The organism is Spongiactinospora rosea (assembly GCF_003315795.1).
GTDB lineage: Bacteria > Actinomycetota > Actinomycetes > Streptosporangiales > Streptosporangiaceae > Spongiactinospora > Spongiactinospora rosea.
In genome coordinates, this window is sequence record NZ_QMEY01000020.1 from 150,185 (window position 1) to 168,959 (window position 18,775).

Annotated in this window: 14 protein-coding genes and 1 pseudogene; 9 read left to right on the plus strand and 6 right to left on the minus strand. The window is 71.5% G+C overall.

Annotation, left to right across the window (positions count from 1 at the left end; genetic code table 11):
* Positions 1-52 precede the first annotated feature (52 nt).
* On the plus strand, positions 53-1,300 hold the full coding sequence (locus tag DP939_RS33500; RefSeq protein WP_225878661.1) for an isochorismate synthase: 1,248 nt from the start codon (positions 53-55) through the stop codon (positions 1,298-1,300).
* Between the two features lie 363 nt (positions 1,301-1,663).
* On the opposite strand, the gene DP939_RS33505 is transcribed toward DP939_RS33500, so the two are convergent.
* The 3 genes from DP939_RS33505 to DP939_RS33515 are packed head-to-tail and all read right to left on the minus strand — an operon-like array spanning position 1,664 to position 4,127.
* Positions 1,664-2,308: a response regulator gene (locus DP939_RS33505; protein WP_113984848.1), complete on the minus strand. Its 645-nt coding sequence runs from the start codon at positions 2,306-2,308 to the stop codon at positions 1,664-1,666.
* On the minus strand, positions 2,299-3,453 hold the full coding sequence (locus DP939_RS33510) for a sensor histidine kinase (RefSeq protein ID WP_225878662.1): 1,155 nt from the start codon (positions 3,451-3,453) through the stop codon (positions 2,299-2,301). The genes DP939_RS33505 and DP939_RS33510 overlap by 10 nt, the downstream gene beginning before the upstream one ends.
* Before the next feature lie 2 nt (positions 3,454-3,455).
* Positions 3,456-4,127, minus strand: coding sequence for a DedA family protein (locus tag DP939_RS33515; RefSeq protein WP_113984849.1), 672 nt, complete (start codon positions 4,125-4,127; stop codon positions 3,456-3,458).
* Positions 4,128-4,875: 748 nt separating this feature from the next.
* On the opposite strand from DP939_RS33515, the gene DP939_RS33525 reads away from it, so the two are divergent.
* Positions 4,876-5,595, plus strand: coding sequence for an alpha/beta hydrolase (locus DP939_RS33525; protein WP_113984850.1), 720 nt, complete (start codon positions 4,876-4,878; stop codon positions 5,593-5,595).
* Here the strand turns inward: DP939_RS33525 and DP939_RS33530 are convergent.
* Positions 5,552-6,859, minus strand: coding sequence for a helix-turn-helix domain-containing protein (locus tag DP939_RS33530; RefSeq protein WP_113984851.1), 1,308 nt, complete (start codon positions 6,857-6,859; stop codon positions 5,552-5,554). The genes DP939_RS33525 and DP939_RS33530 overlap by 44 nt on opposite strands.
* 216 nt (positions 6,860-7,075) lie before the next feature.
* On the opposite strand from DP939_RS33530, the gene DP939_RS33535 reads away from it, so the two are divergent.
* The 7 genes from DP939_RS33535 to DP939_RS49425 all read left to right on the plus strand — a co-directional run bounded on the left by DP939_RS33535 (position 7,076) and on the right by DP939_RS49425 (position 15,759).
* Positions 7,076-9,571 (plus strand): PEP/pyruvate-binding domain-containing protein, encoded by a 2,496-nt coding sequence (locus DP939_RS33535; RefSeq protein WP_158578839.1) that lies wholly within the window; start codon positions 7,076-7,078, stop codon positions 9,569-9,571.
* Between the two features lie 27 nt (positions 9,572-9,598).
* On the plus strand, positions 9,599-10,570 hold the full coding sequence (locus tag DP939_RS33540; RefSeq protein ID WP_113984853.1) for an ABC transporter substrate-binding protein: 972 nt from the start codon (positions 9,599-9,601) through the stop codon (positions 10,568-10,570).
* Positions 10,567-11,310 (plus strand): tyrosine-protein phosphatase, encoded by a 744-nt coding sequence (locus DP939_RS33545; RefSeq protein ID WP_113984854.1) that lies wholly within the window; start codon positions 10,567-10,569, stop codon positions 11,308-11,310. Before DP939_RS33540 ends, DP939_RS33545 begins: the two co-directional genes overlap by 4 nt.
* Before the next feature lie 21 nt (positions 11,311-11,331).
* On the plus strand, positions 11,332-11,772 hold the full coding sequence (locus DP939_RS33550) for a saccharopine dehydrogenase family protein (protein WP_225878663.1): 441 nt from the start codon (positions 11,332-11,334) through the stop codon (positions 11,770-11,772).
* A gap of 33 nt (positions 11,773-11,805) precedes the next feature.
* Positions 11,806-14,508, plus strand: a complete 2,703-nt coding sequence (locus tag DP939_RS33555) for an AAA family ATPase (RefSeq protein ID WP_113984855.1) — start codon at positions 11,806-11,808, stop codon at positions 14,506-14,508.
* Between the two features lie 130 nt (positions 14,509-14,638).
* On the plus strand, positions 14,639-15,391 hold the full coding sequence (locus DP939_RS33560; protein ID WP_113984856.1) for an SDR family NAD(P)-dependent oxidoreductase: 753 nt from the start codon (positions 14,639-14,641) through the stop codon (positions 15,389-15,391).
* 89 nt (positions 15,392-15,480) lie between these two features.
* Positions 15,481-15,759, plus strand: a complete 279-nt coding sequence (locus DP939_RS49425) for a DUF1801 domain-containing protein (protein WP_404828619.1) — start codon at positions 15,481-15,483, stop codon at positions 15,757-15,759.
* 169 nt (positions 15,760-15,928) lie between these two features.
* On the opposite strand, the pseudogene alaS reads toward DP939_RS49425, so the two are convergent.
* Positions 15,929-17,831 (minus strand): annotated as a pseudogene (gene alaS, locus DP939_RS33570) (alanine--tRNA ligase); the annotation flags it as partial.
* Between the two features lie 674 nt (positions 17,832-18,505).
* Positions 18,506-18,775: hypothetical protein (locus DP939_RS48180; RefSeq protein WP_225878664.1), on the minus strand; the 270-nt coding region annotated here is incomplete at its 5' end.

Consider the following 18,775-nt stretch of genomic DNA (forward strand, 5'->3'; position numbering starts at 1 on the left):
AGAAACAGGGGTCCCGTCGAACACGTTCAAGTTCCCGCCTAAAGTGGGTGGAGTGAGTGTCGCGCTCGGGTTGACCCGTCCTTTAATGGTTCGCACCGTCGCCGTCGCCGATCCCGGCGACCTGATGGCTCATCTGCGAGGCCCGGCCTCCTATGCCTGGGTCCGGCACGGCGAGGGCATGGTCGCGTGGGGCGAGGCCGCCCGCGTCACCGTTCCGCCAGGTCCAGGCCGGTTCGCCTGGGCCCGCGACTGGCTGGCCCAGACCCTGGGCGAGGCCGACGTCGATGACCAGGTGCGGGTGCCCGGTTCGGGGCCCGTCGCCTTCGGGTCCTTCACCTTCGATCCGGCGTCACCCGGCTCGGTGCTGGCCGTACCGGCGGCGGTGCTGGCCCGCCGCGGCGGCCGGGCCTGGCTCACCACCATCGGCCGGGTGCCCGCGACACTCGCGCCCGCCGCGCCATATCCGGCCGCCACCCCGGTGGGCCCGGTCCGCTACGGCGACGGCAGCCTGAGCGCGCCCCAATGGCAGCACGCCGTCTCCCTGGCCGTGGAGCGCATCCGGCGGGGCGATCTGGAGAAGGTCGTGCTCGCCCGCGATCTCGACGCCGTCGCCGAGCGCCCGGTCGACCTCCGGGCACTGCTGTCCCGGCTGGCCCGCCGCTATCCGGCCTGCTATACCTTCTCCTGCGCGGGGCTGGTCGGGGCCACGCCCGAGCTGCTGGTCCGCCGCACGGGCGAGGCCGTCGAGTCGCTGGTACTGGCGGGTACGACGGCCCGCGCCGCCACCCCGGCGGAGGACGCCGCCCGCGGCGCCGCCCTGCTGTCCTCCGACAAGGACCGCCACGAACACACCTGCGCGGTCGATTCGGTACGCGACGCGCTGGCCCCCCTGTGCAAGGACCTGACCGTGCCCGCCGCGCCGGAGCTGCTGAAGCTCTCCAATGTCCAGCACCTGGCCAGCCCGGTCAGCGGCCGGCTCTCCGAGGGCGCCTCGGTGCTCGACGTGGTGGCCGCCATGCACCCGACGGCCGCCGTGGGCGGCACCCCCACCGGCCGCGCCGTGGAGCTGATCGGCCGCCTTGAGGGCATGGACCGCGGCCGCTACTCGGGCCCGGTCGGCTGGATCGACGCCCGCGGCGACGGCGAATGGGGCATCGCGCTGCGCTGCGGCTCGATCGAGGGCTCCCATGTCCGGCTGTTCGCCGGGTGCGGCATCATGGCCGACTCCGACCCCGCGGCCGAACTGGCCGAGGCCCAGAGCAAACTGCGCGTCATGCAGGACGCCCTGGAGGGCCGCTGACCCCTTGGCAGCGCCTGCCGCCGTATGAGTCCGCCGCCCTGGCTGCGGGCGCCAGAAGAAACGGCATAACTGCGGGCACAGGCCCGTGATCTCGGGCGGCCTGATGACCAGCGAGCCGATCGCGCTGCCGCCCACCGCCACCTGGCCTGGAGCGACTTGCGTTGTTCGGCGCTCATCACGTCGAGCTCCACCGTCACCCCGCGGACGCCTTCGATCCTGCCGACGGCCGCGGTGACGTCGCGGGTGATCGTGTCCATCATGGGCTCCGGGGCGACCGTGGCCCGGAGAAGGAGATCCCGTTCGCGCGACGAGGACTTTCGTGGCACGGCGGAGTATGGCGTGCGGCCCTCTGGGCGGCTGGGGTCAGGATTCGAGGAAGCGAAGGACGGCGAGGACGCGGCGGTTGAAGCCGCTCGATGGGTGGATGTCCAGTTTGTCGAAGATGGCGTTGACGTGTTTCTCCACCGCGCTCTGTGAGACGTGCAGCCGCTCGGCGACGGCCGGGTTGGCGTAGCCCTCGGCCATCAGGGACAGCACCTCGCGTTCGCGGGCGGTGAGCCGGGCCAGCGGGTCGGTGCGGGTGGTACGGGCCAGCAGCTGGCGGACCACCTCCGGGTCGAAGGCCGCCCCACCCGCGCCGACCCGCTCCAGCGCCGACAGGAACTCCCCCACCTGCATGACCCGGTCCTTCAGCAGGTAGCCCACGCCCCCGCCCTCGGCCGAGAGCAGCTCGGAGGCGTAGCGCTTCTCGACGTACTGGGACAGCACCAGCACCGACGTCTCGGGCCACCGGCGGCGGATCTCCAGAGCGGCGCGCAGGCCCTCGTCGGTGTGGGTGGGCGGCATCCGCACGTCGACGACCACGATGTCGGCGGGGTCGCGTTCGACGGCGGCCAGCAGCGCCACGGCGTCGCCGACCGCGGCCCTGACGTCGTGGCCCTCCTCGGCCAGCAGCCGTACCAGACCTTCGCGCAGCAGCGTGGAATCCTCGGCCAGGATCACTCGCATGGCAGCCCCGCGGTGATCACGGTGGGGCCGCCGAGCGGGCTGCGCACGGCGAACGTGCCGTCCAGCGCCGCCACCCGGCGCGACAGGCCGGAAAGCCCTCCGCCGTAGGGGTCGGCGCCGCCCACGCCGTCGTCGTGGACGGTGACCTCGACGTCCGGCCCGCGGGCGGTGACCCGCACGGCGATGCGCCCGGCCCGCGCGTGCTTGGCCGCGTTGGTCACGGCCTCGCACACCACGAAGTAGACCGCGGTCTCCACGGCCGCGGGCAGCGCGGCGGGCGGGGCGTAGTCGATGGACACCGGTACGGCCGAGCGCTCGGCGACGGCGGCCAGCGCGTCGCGCAGCCCCACCGCGTCCAGCCCGGCCGGGTAGACCCGCCAGGCGACGTCGCGCAGGTCGCGCAGCGCCTCCTGGGACTCCTCATGGGCCTGGGCCAGCAGCTCGCTGTCGCCCTGGCGACGCGCCCGGCCCAGCAGCATGCCGAGCGCGACCAGCCGCTGCTGCACGCCGTCGTGCAGGTCGCGCTCGATACGGCGGCGCTCCTGGTCGACGGCCTGAACGATGCCCGCCCTGCTGGTGGCCAGCTCGGTAATGCGCTGCCGCAGCAGCTCGGTGGTGGAGGGCCCCAGGTAGCGGGCGGCCACCCGGCGCTCAAGGGCGGCGATGCCGGCGATCCCGGTCAGGTTGAGGTAGAACAACAGCACCCCCGGTACGGCCGCGAACGCGATGGTCGCCGACGTCACCTTCCCTCCGTCTTCGATCAGGGCCCATGGGAACCCGGTCGCCCAGGAGAGCAGCATGGTGATCACTGAGGCCAGCCCCAGCGCCAGCAGCAGTAGTACGCCGTGGCCGAGCACCCCCACCGCGCCGCGTGCCCCCAGGTAGCGCAGGGCCCGCGCGCCGGAGTAGTCGCCGGCCAGGTCGGCGTCGAAGAACCGCATCACCCGGCGCCGCTCGCTCTCGGCCAGCCGCCGCGCCTTGGCGTGGACGCGAGCGAGCACGGCGGCCCGGCCCCGCGGCCACGGCGAGACCACCGCCAGGGCGAGCCCGGCCCACAGCAGGAAGCCGAACGCCACCCAGGCGGTCACCCCGCCCACGACCAGCCCCGCCAGCGTGCGCAGCCAGCCGCGCACTACGCTCGCCACCGTCAGACCCTTTCGTGGTCCCGCTCCCGGTGCCGCCCGCCGCCGCCCTGCCGCTCGCGCCTGCCGCGCATGATCCTGGCCACCACGAACCAGACCACGGCCAGCACGCACAGGCCCAGGACGCCCTTGGACACCACTCCCATGTACCGCTCGATGATGCCCCAGTTCTCGCCCAGGGCATAGCCGGCCAGCACGAACGCGGTGTTCCAGATCAGGCTGCCGAGCGCGGTGAGCGCCAGAAACGTAGTGATCTTCATCCGCTCCACCCCGGCCGGGACCGAGATGAGGCTGCGGAAGATCGGGATCATCCGCCCGAAGAACACCGCCTTGGTGCCGTGGCGGGCGAACCACGCCTCGGTCTTCTCGATGTCGGCGACCTTCACCAGCGGCAGCCGGGCGGCGATCCGCACGATCCGGTCGCGACCGAACAGCGCACCGACGCCGTACAGCGCCAGGGCGCCCACGATCGATCCGATCGTCGTCCACACCACCGCCCCGACCAGGCTGAGGTCGCCTCTGCTGGCGGCGAAACCGGCCAATGGCAGGATCACCTCGCTGGGCAACGGCGGGAACAGGTTTTCCAGGGCGATGGCGATGCCCGCCCCCGGCTCCCCCAGGCGTTCCATCAGATCGATCGCCCACCCGGCGATCCCACCCATCTCAACGGCATTCATAAATAAGGACGCTATTCGTCTAGGCGTGACAGGAGAATGAGGCCCACCCCCCGCCGCCGTGGCGGCTACCCCAGGACGGGGGTGCGGAAAACCTCAGTTCCGGATCAACGCGCGGCGCGGCGGCAAAGTGCCCGATGTGGACGGGTCGGACACGGAATCACCCTATGGGCAAGGTCGGAGGGGTCCCACCCGGGGCCACGCTGATCGCGTCCACGCCGAACCCGGTACGGTCAGGCGACCCTGACGCGGCCGTCCTCGGCGACGCCGATCGCCGTGGGTGGGAGCCAGACCGAACTCGACGACATCGAGAGCGTCGCACGACGGGCCCTGGCCGAGGTACATCAGCCGGTGACGAACCACCGGCAGCCGACGCTCGCGGCGGAGATCGCCGGAGCCGTGTCGGCCGACCGAGCGAGAGCGGGCTGTGCGTCAGGCGTTTCGCGAGGCCGGGTTCCGGCTCCGGGAACAACCTGGCTTCCGTCGCTGGTCGTGGCCCCATTTCGCGTTCCGCGCGGGACCGCACTCGCTGGCCCTGAAGGCGGGCTCGCCGGCAGGGGCGACGGGGGACCTGCGCGAGGCTCTGCCGCTCCTTGAGGCGCGTGGCGGCTCGCTCGTTACGCACCGGCGTGCGCGACCTGGAGGAAGCACGCCGGTTGGCGTCACGGGATCGCGGCGGCGGAACCGAGCTTCGCCCGCGGGAAACTGCCTTTGAGGCCGATCGGGGCATTCGGATGCTAGGAATTACCGTATGAGTCTTTCCGCCGCCCTGCTCGCCGGCCCGTTTCTCGGCCCGGCCGTCTGGGAGCCAGTGGCCGTATCGTTGCATGACGAATTCGGCGTGACCGCAATGGTGCCGGCGCCGGTTCCCGCGGTCGCCGACCCTATGGCGATACTCGCCGCCTTACAAGAAACGTTGCCGGCGCAGGATGATCTGCTGCTGGTGGCGCACAGCAATGCCGGGCTTTATGTGCCCGCGCTGACCCGCGCGCTGCCGGTGCGCGGCGTGGTCTTTGTGGACGCCGTGCTGCCACCGGCCAAAGGCGATGTGCCGGTGGCCCCGGAGGGCCTGCGGGAATTACTGCGCGGCCGGGTGGACGCGGACGGGCTGCTGCCGCCCTGGACGAACTGGTGGCCGGAGGACGACATCGCCCACCTGTTCCCGGACACCGCGACCAGGAAAAGGGTGGAGGCCGAACAGCGACGAATGCCCTTCGATTACCTGACCGCCCGGGTCGAGTTGCCGGACGGCTGGGATCGAATTCCCGCGGCGTATTTGGCATTCGGTGATACTTATGCCGAGGAATTGGCCGATGCGCAAAGCCGTGGCTGGCCGGTGCGGACCATGCCGGGCGCTCACCTGCACATGCTGCGCGAGCCGCGGGCGGTGGCCGCGGAGATCATGCGACTGGCCGGAGAAGCCGGCGTCAGTCCAACCACGTCTGCACCCGTGCGGCCACCATCTCCTTGAAGTCCGGACATTCTTCAAGCGGCTCGTGCGGGCACGTGAGCAGGTGGCTCAAGTACGTCCGTGCGGCGCTGAGCCGTTCGGCCTGCTCGTTGATGGCGTCGATCCGATCGCGTACGGTGTCGTGCCAGTTCTTCGTCTCATGATCGGTGAGGACGGTCGCGATGTCGTCGATCGTCAGCATCCCGGTCTCACGCCACAACTGCACCAGCGCGATCCGGCGGATCTGGGCGGCGTCGTAGAAGCGCTGCCCTTGCAGGCGGTGCGGAGCGACAAGTCCCTGGCGCTCCCAGTAGTGCAAAGTCGAGAACGGGATGGCGAAGCCATCGGCGACGGTCCGGATCGGGACGATCTCCCCGTTGTCCGGCATTCGTCTCCGGGGCGAGACCGGCGTATGGGGCTGGTCCACCCACACGAAATCTCGGGACGCGGCACGGATCTCCCGGCCGGCGGCCTCCCTGCCGATCAGTCCGAGCCAGATCTCGACAAGGTCGATCCACCGCCGCACCGGCACGACATGCACCCGGACATGGCGACGAGCCGTCAGCAGGGCACGGACCTCGTCCGCCTGGTCGTCGTGTTCGAGCGCCAGGCACAACGCGATCCTGCCGCCGTCCTCCGGACAGGCACCCGCGACCTCTTCCAGGAAGCCGAACAGCCCACCGCCCCGATGGGGCGACGTCCCCTGCAGTGCGGTGACGAGGGCGGCGGCACCTGCCGGGGGGCTGGTCGGCTCTCCGGCGCCATCCGCCACCCGCAGCGCGATCGCGTTCCCTGACGGGCCGAGGTAGAGCCCGGCGACATCGGTGATCCTCCCCACCAGTTCGGGGCTCGTGGCGAACGTGAAGCTCCCAGGGCCATGGGGACGGACACCGGCCTCCCGCCATGCGCGGGCCACGGTCGCGGATCCGACGCCGAGGTGGGCCGCGAGCCGCCGGCTCGACCAATGCGGGACGCCCAGCTCCGCAGGTGGTGGGCGCAGCGTCGCCGCGATGATCGCGTCATGGTCGACCTCGCGCGGCCGGCCCTGCCGGGGGCCGTCCTCCAGCCCGGCCACCCCTGATCTCTCATACCGCCCGCGCCACTTGACGACGGTCTTCCTGCTCGCTCCGAGCCGATCGGCGATGGCGCCGTTCGCGACCCCGTCGGCCGCCATCAGGATGATCTCGGCCCGCCGCGAGACCCGCGCGGGGACGCCGGAGGCGCGGGCCAACGACGCCAGCCGTACGCGATCACCCGCACGCAGTACCAAGGCAGCGGCCGCCATGCCCTGACCCTCCGATCACTTCCTGTGCCGCGACTAATGAGACGAAACCCGGAATTGCGCTCAACCAAAGTTGAGAAGTAAGGCTTGGCTAACCATACCTGTGACGGCTTGGAGGGTGCTGTGTTGACAACTGGCGGCGTTATGGGTGGACAAGCCCCCGCATCTGATCACGATCAGGAGGACGACCTGATCGGCCTCGGTTCCGTCGGTGCGGACATGTTCGACCTGGCCGGCGGGAAGGCTGTCGGCCTCGGGGTGATGATGGCGGCCGACTTCCCCGTGCCCGACGGCTTCTGCATCTCGACCGCCGCGTACCGAAAGTCCGTGTCGCTTGACGACGTCCTGGACGGGTTCGACCGGGCGAGCTCGGACGACGACCTGGTAAGGCTCGCCGGCGATGCGCGCCGCCGGATCATGGACTCGCCGGTGCCACCGCACCTTGACGAGGCCATCGCGGCCGCCTACCGGCTGCTGGGCGAAGAAGGCGAGAAGGACGCGAAGGTCGCGGTACGGTCGTCCGCCACGACCGAGGATCTGCCCGAGGCGAGCTTCGCCGGGCAGCACGACACCTACCTCGACATCAGCGGGGCCGCCGAGGTGATGGACGCCGTCCGCAGGTGCTGGGCGTCGTTGTGGTCCGACCGTGCGGTGCTGTACCGGGCGGCGAACGGCGTCGGCCAGCGCGACGCGGAGATCGCGGTGGTCGTTCAGCTGATGGTCGACGCCCGGCAGGCGGGCGTCCTGTTCACCGTGGATCCGACGAGCGAGCGGCGCGCCGAAATGGTGGTCGAGGCGGTGGCGGGTCTCGGCGAGGCCCTGGTCTCCGGCACCGCCCGGCCGGACCAGTACCGGATCGGCCCGGGGGCCGCCACCGTCCACGGCCGCGGCGCGCTGGGGCGCGGGCAGCTCAGGGAACTGTGGGCACTGGGCCGCTGCCTGGAGGAGTTCTTCGGCTCACCGCAGGACGTCGAGTGGGCGTACGACGCCTCCGGACGGCTGTGGATCACCCAGTCCCGGCCGATCACCACGCTCTTCCCGGTACCCGGGGCGGCCGATGAGCAGCCGCGGGTGTACTGGTCGCTCAACGCCTACCAGGGCCTGACCCAACCGTTCACGCCGATGGGCGCGCACATGATCCGGCTGCGGCAGATGGCGTTCCAGCCGGGGCTCGCCGGGTCGGGCATCGCCGCACGGATCCCCGGCGTGCACGGCTGGCTGTACTGGGACGTCACCGACGGCGCGTACAGCGAGAAGGGACGCGCCCGCCTGGCCCACCTCATCGACGCCTTCACCGCCCCTGCCGGTCGAGCGCTGCTCGATCACGCGGACGAGCTGCGACCGTCCTCGGGAATCGACCCGCTGGCCTTCGCCCCGCCCCGCAAGAGCACCGAGAGCCGGTCGCGCACCGTCTTCGCGCTCGCCTTTCCCAAGATCGCGCGGGCGAGGATCGTGGCCCGGTCGGAGGAGCTGGTGCGACCGTACGCCGGTCCGGTGCACGCGAGCGCGGAAGAACGCCTCGACTTCGTCGAAGAGGTCGCGCCCAAGGTCGCCCGCATCGAGCTGGACCTGCCGCACGAGCACGCCGGCCGGCGCGCGGCCGAGATCGGCTCGCGGCTCCTGTCCGGTGTGGCCGCTGCCGCCGAGATCAACGCCGTCTTTCGCGGAGTGCCCGGCAACCCCACCACCGAGATGGACCTCGCCCTGTGGCGGCTGTCCCGGCGCATCCGCGACGACGCCGCCTCCGCTGCCCTGTTCACCGGGCACCCACCCGCGGAACTGGCCGTCAGGTACGCGAACGGCGCCCTCCCTGAGGTGATCCAGCACGGACTGTCCCGATTCCTGCGGACGTACGGGTCCCGGGTCCGCGCGGAGATCGACCTCGGGGTCCCCCGCTGGTCGGACGACCCCGAGCCGGTCTTCGCCATGCTCGCCAACTACCTGCTCACCACCGACCCCGCCCAGGACGCCGAACGCCTCTTCACCGACGCGGCCCGCTCGGCGGAGAGACTGATCGGCGAACTCGGCAGGCGACTGCCCTGGTGGCGCCTCCCGCGTGCGATGGCGGCCGGGTTCATGCTCCGCCGCTCCCGCGCGCTACGCGGGCTGCGCGAGCACGGCAAGGTCTACCTCATGCGCGGATTCGCCCACATCCGCGAACAGCTCCTGCTCATCGGCGAGGACCTGGTACGGCACGATCGGCTCGCCCGGCCCGAGGACGTGATATTCCTCGTTCCTTCCGAGCTGCGCGCGGGGCTGCGGGGTGCGGACCTGCGGGCGATCGCCGGCGAGCGGCGGGCCCGTTATGAGCGAGAGTGCAAGCGGCCACGGGTACCGTCGCTGGTCCTGTCCGACGGCCGTGCCCTCGAACCCCGGGGACGTCCCATCGAGGCAGGCAGGGCCCTGCACGGCCTGGCCGCCGCGACGGGAGTGGCGACGGCCACCGCGCGTATCGTCCACGACCCGAACACGGCGCGGCTCCAGCCCGGCGAGATCCTGGTCGTCGCCTCCACCGACCCCGGCTGGACCCCGCTGTTCCTCACCGCCGGGGCGCTGGTGTCGGAGACCGGCGGCCTCACCTCGCACGGGACCACGGTCGCGAGGGAGTACGGCATCCCGGCGGTCGTCGGCGTCAGTGACGCGACGCGCGCCATCCGCACCGGCGACGTGATCACCGTCGACGGCTCGGCCGGCACCGTCGCCATCCACGACTGACCATCACGACCGAACGGAACGATCCCAGTGGACAACACCAGCACAAGGAGATCCGGCCCGGCCGCCGCGATGTCGCGAGCCCGGTTCCTGCGGGGTGCCGGCGCGCTGACGACCGCCTTCGCGCTCGGCGCCTGCGGCCCGGCCACCTCCCGGACGAAGCCGGGCACCTCCCGGGTCATCGCTCTCGGCTACGTCAAGGACACCGACGCCGCCCTGGCCGTCGGAGTGACCCCCATCGCCATGCCCAGGCCGAGTGGACTGCGCGAACCGGAGCCATGGACCCGGGCCGCGATCGAATCGCTGGGCGGGAGCCCGCCGGAGTACCTCAACCTCGACACCGAGCCGCCGATCGAACACCTCGCCGCCCTCAGGCCCGATCTGATCCTGGCCTCCGGCTACTACTCCATCGCGAGATTCCGTGATCGGCTCGCACAGGTCGCCGAAGTGGTCCTGCCCGTGACCGGCCCCAACACCGATCCCTGGCAGGACACCGCGCTGCGGATCGGGCGCGCGCTCGGCCGTGCGGCGACCGCCGCACAGCAGGTCGCCGAGACGGAGAGCGCGGTACGGCGCGCCCGCGCGACGTACCCCAGGCTCGCGGGCAGGACGTTCACCTACAGCTCCTACACCAGCACCGGCGGGTTCTGGACGAAGAGTTCTCCCGACGACCTCATCGCCCGAGGGCTGGCCGCCTACGGGATGAACCTCGCCCCCGCCGTGGCGCGGCTGCCCGAGTCCGAGGTGCGGGGCATGTCCCCGGTCAGTGGCGAGCTGGTCGACGTGCTCGACGCCGATGTGACCATCGTCCTGACGCGGTCGGAGGAGGAGCGGCGCGCCTACGAGAGCGGGCCGCTGTTCGCCGGTCTCGGCTCGGTACGCCGAGGCTCCTACCTGCCCATCGGCCCGGCCGACGGCAACGCCCTGGCCTTCCCGTCCGTGCTTTCCGTACGCTACGCGGCCGGCGACGTCATCCCCCGGCTCGCGGCGGCGATCCGGTGACCCCCGCCGACGCGCACCTGCCGCCGCTGGAAGGCGCCGACAACTTCAGAGACGTCGGCCCGCCCCCCGGACGCCTGTTCCGCAGCGCCACCCTGCAAATGATCACCCGGGACGACGCCCGCCTGCTGGCCGGGGATCTGGGCATCACCGCCGTACTGGACCTGCGAACGGCGGAGGAGAGCACCGGCTACGCAAGGCCCGTCCTCGCCCCCGCGACCCGCTACGCGAACGTGCCGTTGCACGACGTCCACGAACCGCCCCACGGCCCCGGAGATCTGCTCGGGCGGATCTACCGCGAGCACCTCAGGCACGACCCGAACCTCCCCATCGCCCTGGATCTGCTGGCGATGTTCCTGTCCCACGGGCCCACGATCGTGCACTGTGCCGCGGGCAAGGACCGGACCGGAATGGTGGTCGCGCTCGCCCTCGGGCTCGCCGGCGCGCCTCGCGACCACATCGTCCGCGACTACATGCTGAGCGGGCCCGCGATGCCCCGCGTCGTCGACAGACTCCGACGTCTGCCCCGATATCGCCACAACATGGACCGGCTGCCCGCATCGGTCTATGAATGCCGCAGTTCCTCGATACTGATGCTTCTCGACTCCATCGAGGCCCACTACGGGTCCTTCCACGGCTGGGCCCGATCGGCGGGCGTTTCCGACGTGTCGGTGGCGGCGCTGCGGGCCGCGCTCATGCCGGGACCATCGGGCCGGCCTCAGCCGCGGAACGTCCGGCGGTAGGCGTCGGGTGGCACACCGATCGTGCGGCTGAAGTGGCGGCGCAGGCCCTTCGCCTGGACCACCGCCCCGCTGGTCGAGGCGGCGCTGCGCGCCGGTGTCCCGTACGTCGATGTGGCGGCGGAGATCGAGGCGAACGCCGACATGTTCGCGCGTTTCGCGGGCCGCGCCCGCGCCTCGGGCACCATGGTGGTCCCGGCGATGGCGTTCTTCGGCGGTCTCGGGGACCTGCTGGTCACCGCCGTACTGGGCGACCGGACGGCGGCGGACGAGGCGCACATCGCCGGCAGCGCGCCGCTCGCGGTGGAGGCCGTCGAGCGCATCCTCACCGGCCGGACCATGGCCACCGGCGTCGCCTCGGCGGGCGCGGCCTTCGACGCCCCGGACTTCCTGCGCGCCCTCTCCCCGCATCTGTCGCTCCACCTCTCGCCCCATCCGGCCCAAGGGGCTCAGAAGTGGCCGTAACCTGCCGAATCCGAGCTGTATTACTGTGCCGTCATGCTGAAAGGACGTCGCCTGGAGCGCGGTCGCCTCGCGCGGCTGCTCGCGCGGGCACGGGAGGGGCGCAGCGCCGCGCTCGTGGTCAGGGGCGAGGCGGGGATCGGGAAATCCGCCCTGCTCGACGATCTGGCGTCGGCCGCGCACGAGATGCAGGTGCTTCGGGGAGTCGGCATCGAGACCGAGGCCGAGCTGCCCTTCAGCGGCCTGCACCTGCTGCTGCACCCGTTCGTGGACCGGCTGGACGTCCTGCCGGAGCAGCAGGCGGCCGCCATGCGGTCGGTCTTCAGGCTGGCGCAGACCCCGGTTCCCGATCCCTTTCTCATCGGCGCCGCGACGCTGACCCTGCTGTCGGATCTGGCCGAGCAGCGTCCGCTGGTCTGCCTGATCGACGATGCCCAATGGCTGGACCGGGCCTCATCGGACGCGCTGCTGTTCGCGGCGCGCAGGCTCCACGCGGAGCCGATCGTGATGGTCTTCGCGGTCCGGGAGGCCGCCCAGCCGTTCCCCACGCCCGGGATCGAGGTGATGCACCTGGAGGGGCTGGATCGCGACTCGGCGCTGGAGGTACTGGCGCAGTGCGCGCCCAAGCTGACCGATCCGGTACGCGACCGGCTCCTGGAGGAGTCGGGCGGAAACCCGCTGGCCCTGATCGAGCTGGCCCGCGTACCGCAGGACGCGCCCGGCCCGCTCCGGATCACCGGACGCGTCCAGGACGTCTTCCGGGCCCAGTTGGAGGAGCTGCCCGCCGCCACCCGGCTGCTGCTCCTCCTGGCGGCGGCCAACGGTACGTCCGACCTGGACGTGGTCCTGCGTGCCGGGGAGAGTCTCGGCGTGTCGCCTGTCGATCTCGGTCCGGCCGAGAAGGCGCGTTTGGTCGTCACGTCGGCGGAGGGGATCAGGTTCCGTCATCCGCTCATCCGCTCGGCCGTCTACCAGGGCGCCCCGCACCATCAGCGCATCGCCGCGCACCAGGCCCTGGCCGCCGCCCTGCCGCCCGCCGAGGACGACGATCGCCGTACCTGGCACCGGGCGGCCGCGGCCACCGGCCCGGACGAGGACGTCGCCGCCGACCTGGAACGCACGGCCGAGCGGGCGCGCAACCGCGGCGGGGCGGTGGCGGTGGCTCTGGCGTACGAGCGGGCCGCGCGGCTGAGTACCGACCAGGACGGCAAGGCCCGGCGCATCGTCCGCGCGGCCCGCTCGGCCTACGACGCCGGTCGGCCGGACTGGGCGACCCGGTTGGCCTCCGAAGCCGCCGCCCTGACCGGCAGGCCCGGCATCGCCGCCGAGGCGATCTACGTCCGGGCGCAGGTGGCGTACGAGAGCACCTCCCCGGCCGCCGACGCGGCGCTGGCGTTGCAGGCGGCCACGCTGATCACGAAGAGCCACCCGGAACGGGCGCTGTCCATGCTGACCGAGGCGGTGTGGGCGGCCCGTGACGCCTGCGCCCACGATCTGGTGAGCCGCGCCGTCGCCGAGCTGGAGACCGTCCGGCTCGGCGCGGGCGCGGAGCTGAGGCCCGTCGCCGCGGCGCTCATCGGATACGGCAGGCTCGCCGCGGGCGATCCCGGCGCGGCGGTCGCGCCGATGCGCGCACTGGTCGATGCGGTCAAGGCTGGCAGCGTCGAAGGCTTCGAGGAACGCGTGATCGCGGGGTTCCTGGGGCTGCTGACCGGCGACGAGGACGCGGCGGTCGAGGTGCTGGAGTCGCTGGCGGCCGACGTCAGGGCGGCGGGTTCGCTCGGCTGGCTGCCCTACGCGCTGGAGCCGCTGGCGATCGGGCGGCTGCTGCGCGGCGACTTCCGCGACGCCCAGAGCGAGGTCGCCGAGGGGATCCTGCTGGCGTCGGACATCGGCATGGACATGCAGGTGACCGTGCTGAAGGCCATCTCGGTGTGGCTCGCGGCGGTCACCGGTGACACTGCTCGGTGCCATGCGCTGGCCGCCGACGTACGCGAGCACGCGGCCCTGCATCCCACCAACGCCGCCCTCGCCATGTGGGGCATAGGGCTCCTCGACCTCGCGGACGGGCGTTTCGAGCAGGCACTGGATCGGCTCGACGAGGTCTGCGGCGGGCCTGCCCGGCACGACGTGCTCATCAGAGCCGTACCGGACCATATCGAGGCCGCCGTCCGCACCGGACGCGCCGACCTGGCCGGGCGGCACCTGCCGCGGCTGGCGGCGTGGGCCGGGCACAACGTCGTCGGCAAGGCTCTTGAGGCGCGTTGCCGGGCCATGCTCGCCGACGGCGACGAGGCCGACCGGCACTATCGTGCCGCGCTGGCGCTGGCTGCCGACCGGCCGTACGAACACGCGCGGACCGGCCTCCTGCACGGCGAGTGGCTGCGCCGCAGACGCCGCCGTTCCGAGGCCCGGACCACCCTGGCACGGGCCGATGACACCTTCACCCGGCTCGGCGCGACCCTGTGGGCCGGACGCGCCCGCGCCGAACTGGCCGTACTCGGCGACCGCCCGTCGGCCCGCGCCCTGGCCGACGACCCGCTCCAGCGGCTCACCCCGCAGGAACTCCAGATCGTTCGGCTGGCCGCGGCCGGGCACAGCAACAGAGAGATCGCGGCGCGGTTGTACCTCAGCCCGCGTACCGTCGGCCACCACCTCTACCGGGCCTACCCGAAGATCGGCGTGACCCGCCGGACGGAGCTGGCCAAGCTCGTATCAGTCGACGTACTTACCTCCTGACCGCGGCCCGCGTGCCCTTGGCGGAAGATCCGGTACGGCTTCGCCCGCGCCGTACGCCCTGATCAGCGCATTAGCGGGAGCAGTCATCAGGCCGATGCCCGCCCTGCCGTGCCGTCCCTAGATTCGCCTCATGAAACTCCTTGAGAACAAGACCGCGGTGATCTACGGAGGCGGTGGATCCATCGGCGGCGCGATGGGCCGGGCCTTCGCCGCCGAGGGCGCCCGGGTCTTCCTCGCCGGCCGTACCCCCGGCAAGCTCGACGCCGTCGCCGCGTCCATCAGGAACGAGGGCGGCCTGGCCGAGACCGCGATCGTGGACGCCCTCGACGAGAGCGCCGTCAACGGCTGGGTCGACTCCATCGCGGCCCAGACCGGCAGCATCGACATCTCGGTAAACGTCATCTCCCGTGACGCGCTGTTCGTGCCGATGATCGACATGCCCATCGCCGCCTTCGGCCAGGCGCTGGACAAACTCGCCCGCTCGCTGCTGCTGACCACCCAGGCCGCCGCCCGCCACATGGTCAAGCAGGGCTCGGGCGTCGTCCTGCACTTCGGCGGCTCGGACGCCACCAACTCCGCCCCCGGCCTGGGCACCGTGCAGATCGGCTGCGACCTGGTCGAGGCGATGCGCCGCCAGTGGGCCTGCGAACTCGGCCCCAGCTCCATCCGCGTCATCTCGATGCGCACCGGCGGGATCCCGGAAAGCCTGCCCGACGTACCGGAGACCGCGCCCTTCAAGCAGCAGATGATCGACGCGACTCTGCTCAAGAGGGCCGCGACCCTGGAGGACGTCGGCCGCGTAGCGGCGTTCCTCGCCTCGGAACAGGCAAGGAGCATCACGTCCACGCAGGTCAACATCTCCTGCGGCGCCCTCGTCGACTGATACCGGAGAACAACGTGAACGACGAAGTCACCCAGTACATCAACAAGACCACCCCGTGGCAGGCGGCCGTCTGCGAAAGGCTGCGCACGATGGTCCACGAGACCGTTCCCGGCATCGAGGAGCGGCTTCAGTACGGCAAACCGCACTTCCTGCACGAGGGGGAGCACGCGGCCGTCATCGCCGTCGCCCGGAACAAGGTCTCCTTCATGGTGTTCAACGCGACGGACATTCCCGCCGTCAAGGGATTCCTCCGCGCGATGGGCGGCGGCGAACGCAAATGCGCCGACATCCAGGAGGGCCAGGAGGTCGACTTCGACGCCCTCGCCGACATCCTGCGCAGGACCACATCCCCGGCCCCCGTGACCTGACTCACCCATACCGGGCCTAATCGGGCCGGGGTCATCATCGCGATACGCCCGGGTCGCGCGCCAGGAGCCGGGTGAGCAGGTCCCGTTCTCTGGCCAGGTAGCGGAAGCCCTCGATGCCGGTCACGGCCTCGATCCTGCGTTGCCCGGCGCCGACCGAGGACTCGGCGGTCACCGCGAGGGTGCCGATCTGGGCGGAGTGGTCGACGTGGGTGCCACCGCACAGCTCGCGGGACCAGGCGCCGCCGATCTCCACGACCCTGACGGTGTCGTCGTAGGTCTCGCCGAACAGCGCGAGCGCTCCGAGGCCGCGGGCTTCGGCCAGCGGCATGTACCGGGCCGTCACCGGGTGGTCGCGGCGGACCGCGAGGTTGGCGGCCTCCGGAGTGGGCCTGCCGGGCGCCGAGCCGCCACTCGGCATCCACCGCCGCGGTGACGCGAGCGCCCGCGGCCAGCTCGCCTCCGGTGACCCGTACCTGGTGGACGATCAAGCCCTTGACCGGCCGCTGCACGTCGATCACCTCGGCGGCGACGCCGGAACCGGTCAAGGTCCCCGCGTCGCTGTCCTGCCCGCCGGACTCGGCGTAGAAGGGGGTGCGGTCGAGCACGACGTCCACGACCTGTCCTTCACCGGCGGCCTGGACCGGACGTCCGTCGCGGAAGAGCGCCAGCACCGACGCCTCCGCCGTCAGGCTCTCGTAGGCCAGCCAGCCGGTGGGGCCGTGCGTGTCGAGCAGCCCCCGGTACAGCGCGGTGTCGCCGTGGCCGCTCTTCTTGGCCTGGGCGTCACGCTTGGCGCGTTCCCGCTGCGCGCTCATGAGCCGCCTGAACCCGTCGAGATCCACCTCCAGGCCACGTTCGGCGACGATCTCAGCGGTCAGGTCGATGGGGAACCCGTAGGTGTCGTGGAGCCGGAACGCGGTCGAGCCGGGCAGCCGCCTCGCCGCCTTCCCGAGTTCGCGTTCCAGGACGGCGTTGCCCTGCTTCAGCGTGGCGTCGAAGGACTCCTCCTCGCCGTAGGCGTAGGAGGCGATCCGGTCGAAGTCGGCGGCCACCTCCGGACAGGAGGGCGCCATGCAGTCGCGGGCCACGGGCAGCAGTTCCGGGAGCACCGGCCCGCCGTGGCCGAGCAGCCGTACCGCGCGGATCGCCCGCCGCAGGATGCGCCGCAGGACGTACCCTCGCCCCTCGTTGGCCGGGGTGACGCCGTCGGCGATCAGCATGAGCGCGGTACGGGCATGGTCGGCGACCACGCGCAGGCGTACGTCGTCCGGATGGCTGGCGGGCCGCGCGCCGTAGCGGGTGCCGGTCAGCTCGGCCGCGGCGTCCAGGACGGGGCGGGTCTCGTCGATCTCGTACAGGTTGTCCACGCCCTGCAGGAGCGCGGCCATCCGCTCCAGGCCAATGCCGGTGTCGATGTTGCGCGAGGGCAGTTCGCCCAGGATCGGGTAGTCCTCCTTACCGGTGCCCTCGCCGCGCTCGTACTGCATGAAGACCAGGTTCCAGAACTCCAGGTAGCGGTCCTCGTCCACCTCGGGGCCGCCCTCCTTGCCGTGGGCGGGGCCGCGGTCGTAGTACAACTCGGAGCACGGCCCGCAGGGGCCCGGCACCCCCATGGACCAGAAGTTGTCCTTTTTGCCGCGCCGCACGATGCGCCCGGCGGGCAGGCCGATCACCTTGCGCCACAGCTCGTGGGTCTCGTCGTCATCGTGGTAGACGGTGGCCCAGATCCGTTCGGCGTCCAGGCCGTAGCCGCCCTGATCGATCGGCCCGGTCACCAGTGACCAGGCCAGCCGGACGGCCTCCTCCTTGAAGTAGTCGCCGAAGGAGAAGTTGCCGTTCATCTGGAAGAACGTGCCGTGCCGGGTGGTCTTGCCCACCTCGTCGATGTCGAGGGTCCTGACGCACTTCTGCACGCCGGCCGCGCGCGGGTAGGGCGGGGTGACCTGGCCCAGCAGGTACGGCTTGAACGGGACCATACCGGCGTTGACGAACAACAGGTTCGGGTCGTCGGCGGGCAGCGGCGCACTGGCCACGACCTCGTGGCCCGCCGCCGCGAAGTGGGCCACGCCCAGCGCGCCGACCTGGTACGCCGCAACGCGACCGACCTCAGCACCGCGACCAAGGCGATCCCCGGCCAGCGGTTGCCGTGGATCGATCCTCTCACCGGTTGAGGTGCCGTTGACCAACATGGCATCGGCCGCCGAACAGGTGCCCGCCTCCGATGCGCGGTTCGACGGCAGGGCGGACCGGCGCGAGATCCGGAACGTACTCGTAGATCACGGACATGCTCGGGCATCATCGCCGGTGAGCCTCCCAGGCCAACGCGGCCAGGACATGGAAGCACCGGCACGGTCCGCGACTCCCGTGCACATGATCGACGTGGCGTTCCGGCGTGACGGTGTGACGGCGGACCACGCCCACCGACACGGCTCCTGGAGCACCTAACGCGATGAGGCCAATCGCCTCCAGCGTGGCGGTGTTCGCCCAGGCCGGAGCCATGTTCGGTGACACGGCGGGGCGATCAGCGGACTGATCCGCAACGCCCGGGCCATGCGGCAGTACCTGTCGTGCTCATAGCCCCGGTCGGCCTGGACGGCAGCGGGGCGGAGGCGATCCAGTGCACCTCGCGCAGACACTGCCACACGCTGTTCAGCGCTGGTGTCCGGGATGAGCGGCTTGATCACCGTCCACGGCTTCGGCTCGGCCACCCCGGTTGCCTGCAGCGAGAGATCAAACCACAAACCTCTCAGGGATCGAAACACCCTTTCAGCTTGCTCTTTATCCTCGGGATTGTTGTGCTGAGCGGTGAGTTGATCGTTTCGCGGACAGCAAGACGGCCTTGAGTGATCATGTGCGGTGTCGAGTCGCTACTGATCACTACAAGGCCGTGAGGGTGAGTCTGCTGAACGATGCCGCCGGTGTCGAGTCCTCCAGGGTGTTGTCCCGGTTCCGGAATGATGTCTACGCCTGCCTGACCAGGCGGGCCGATGCGTTGTTCGAGCTGGCTGATGCGTTG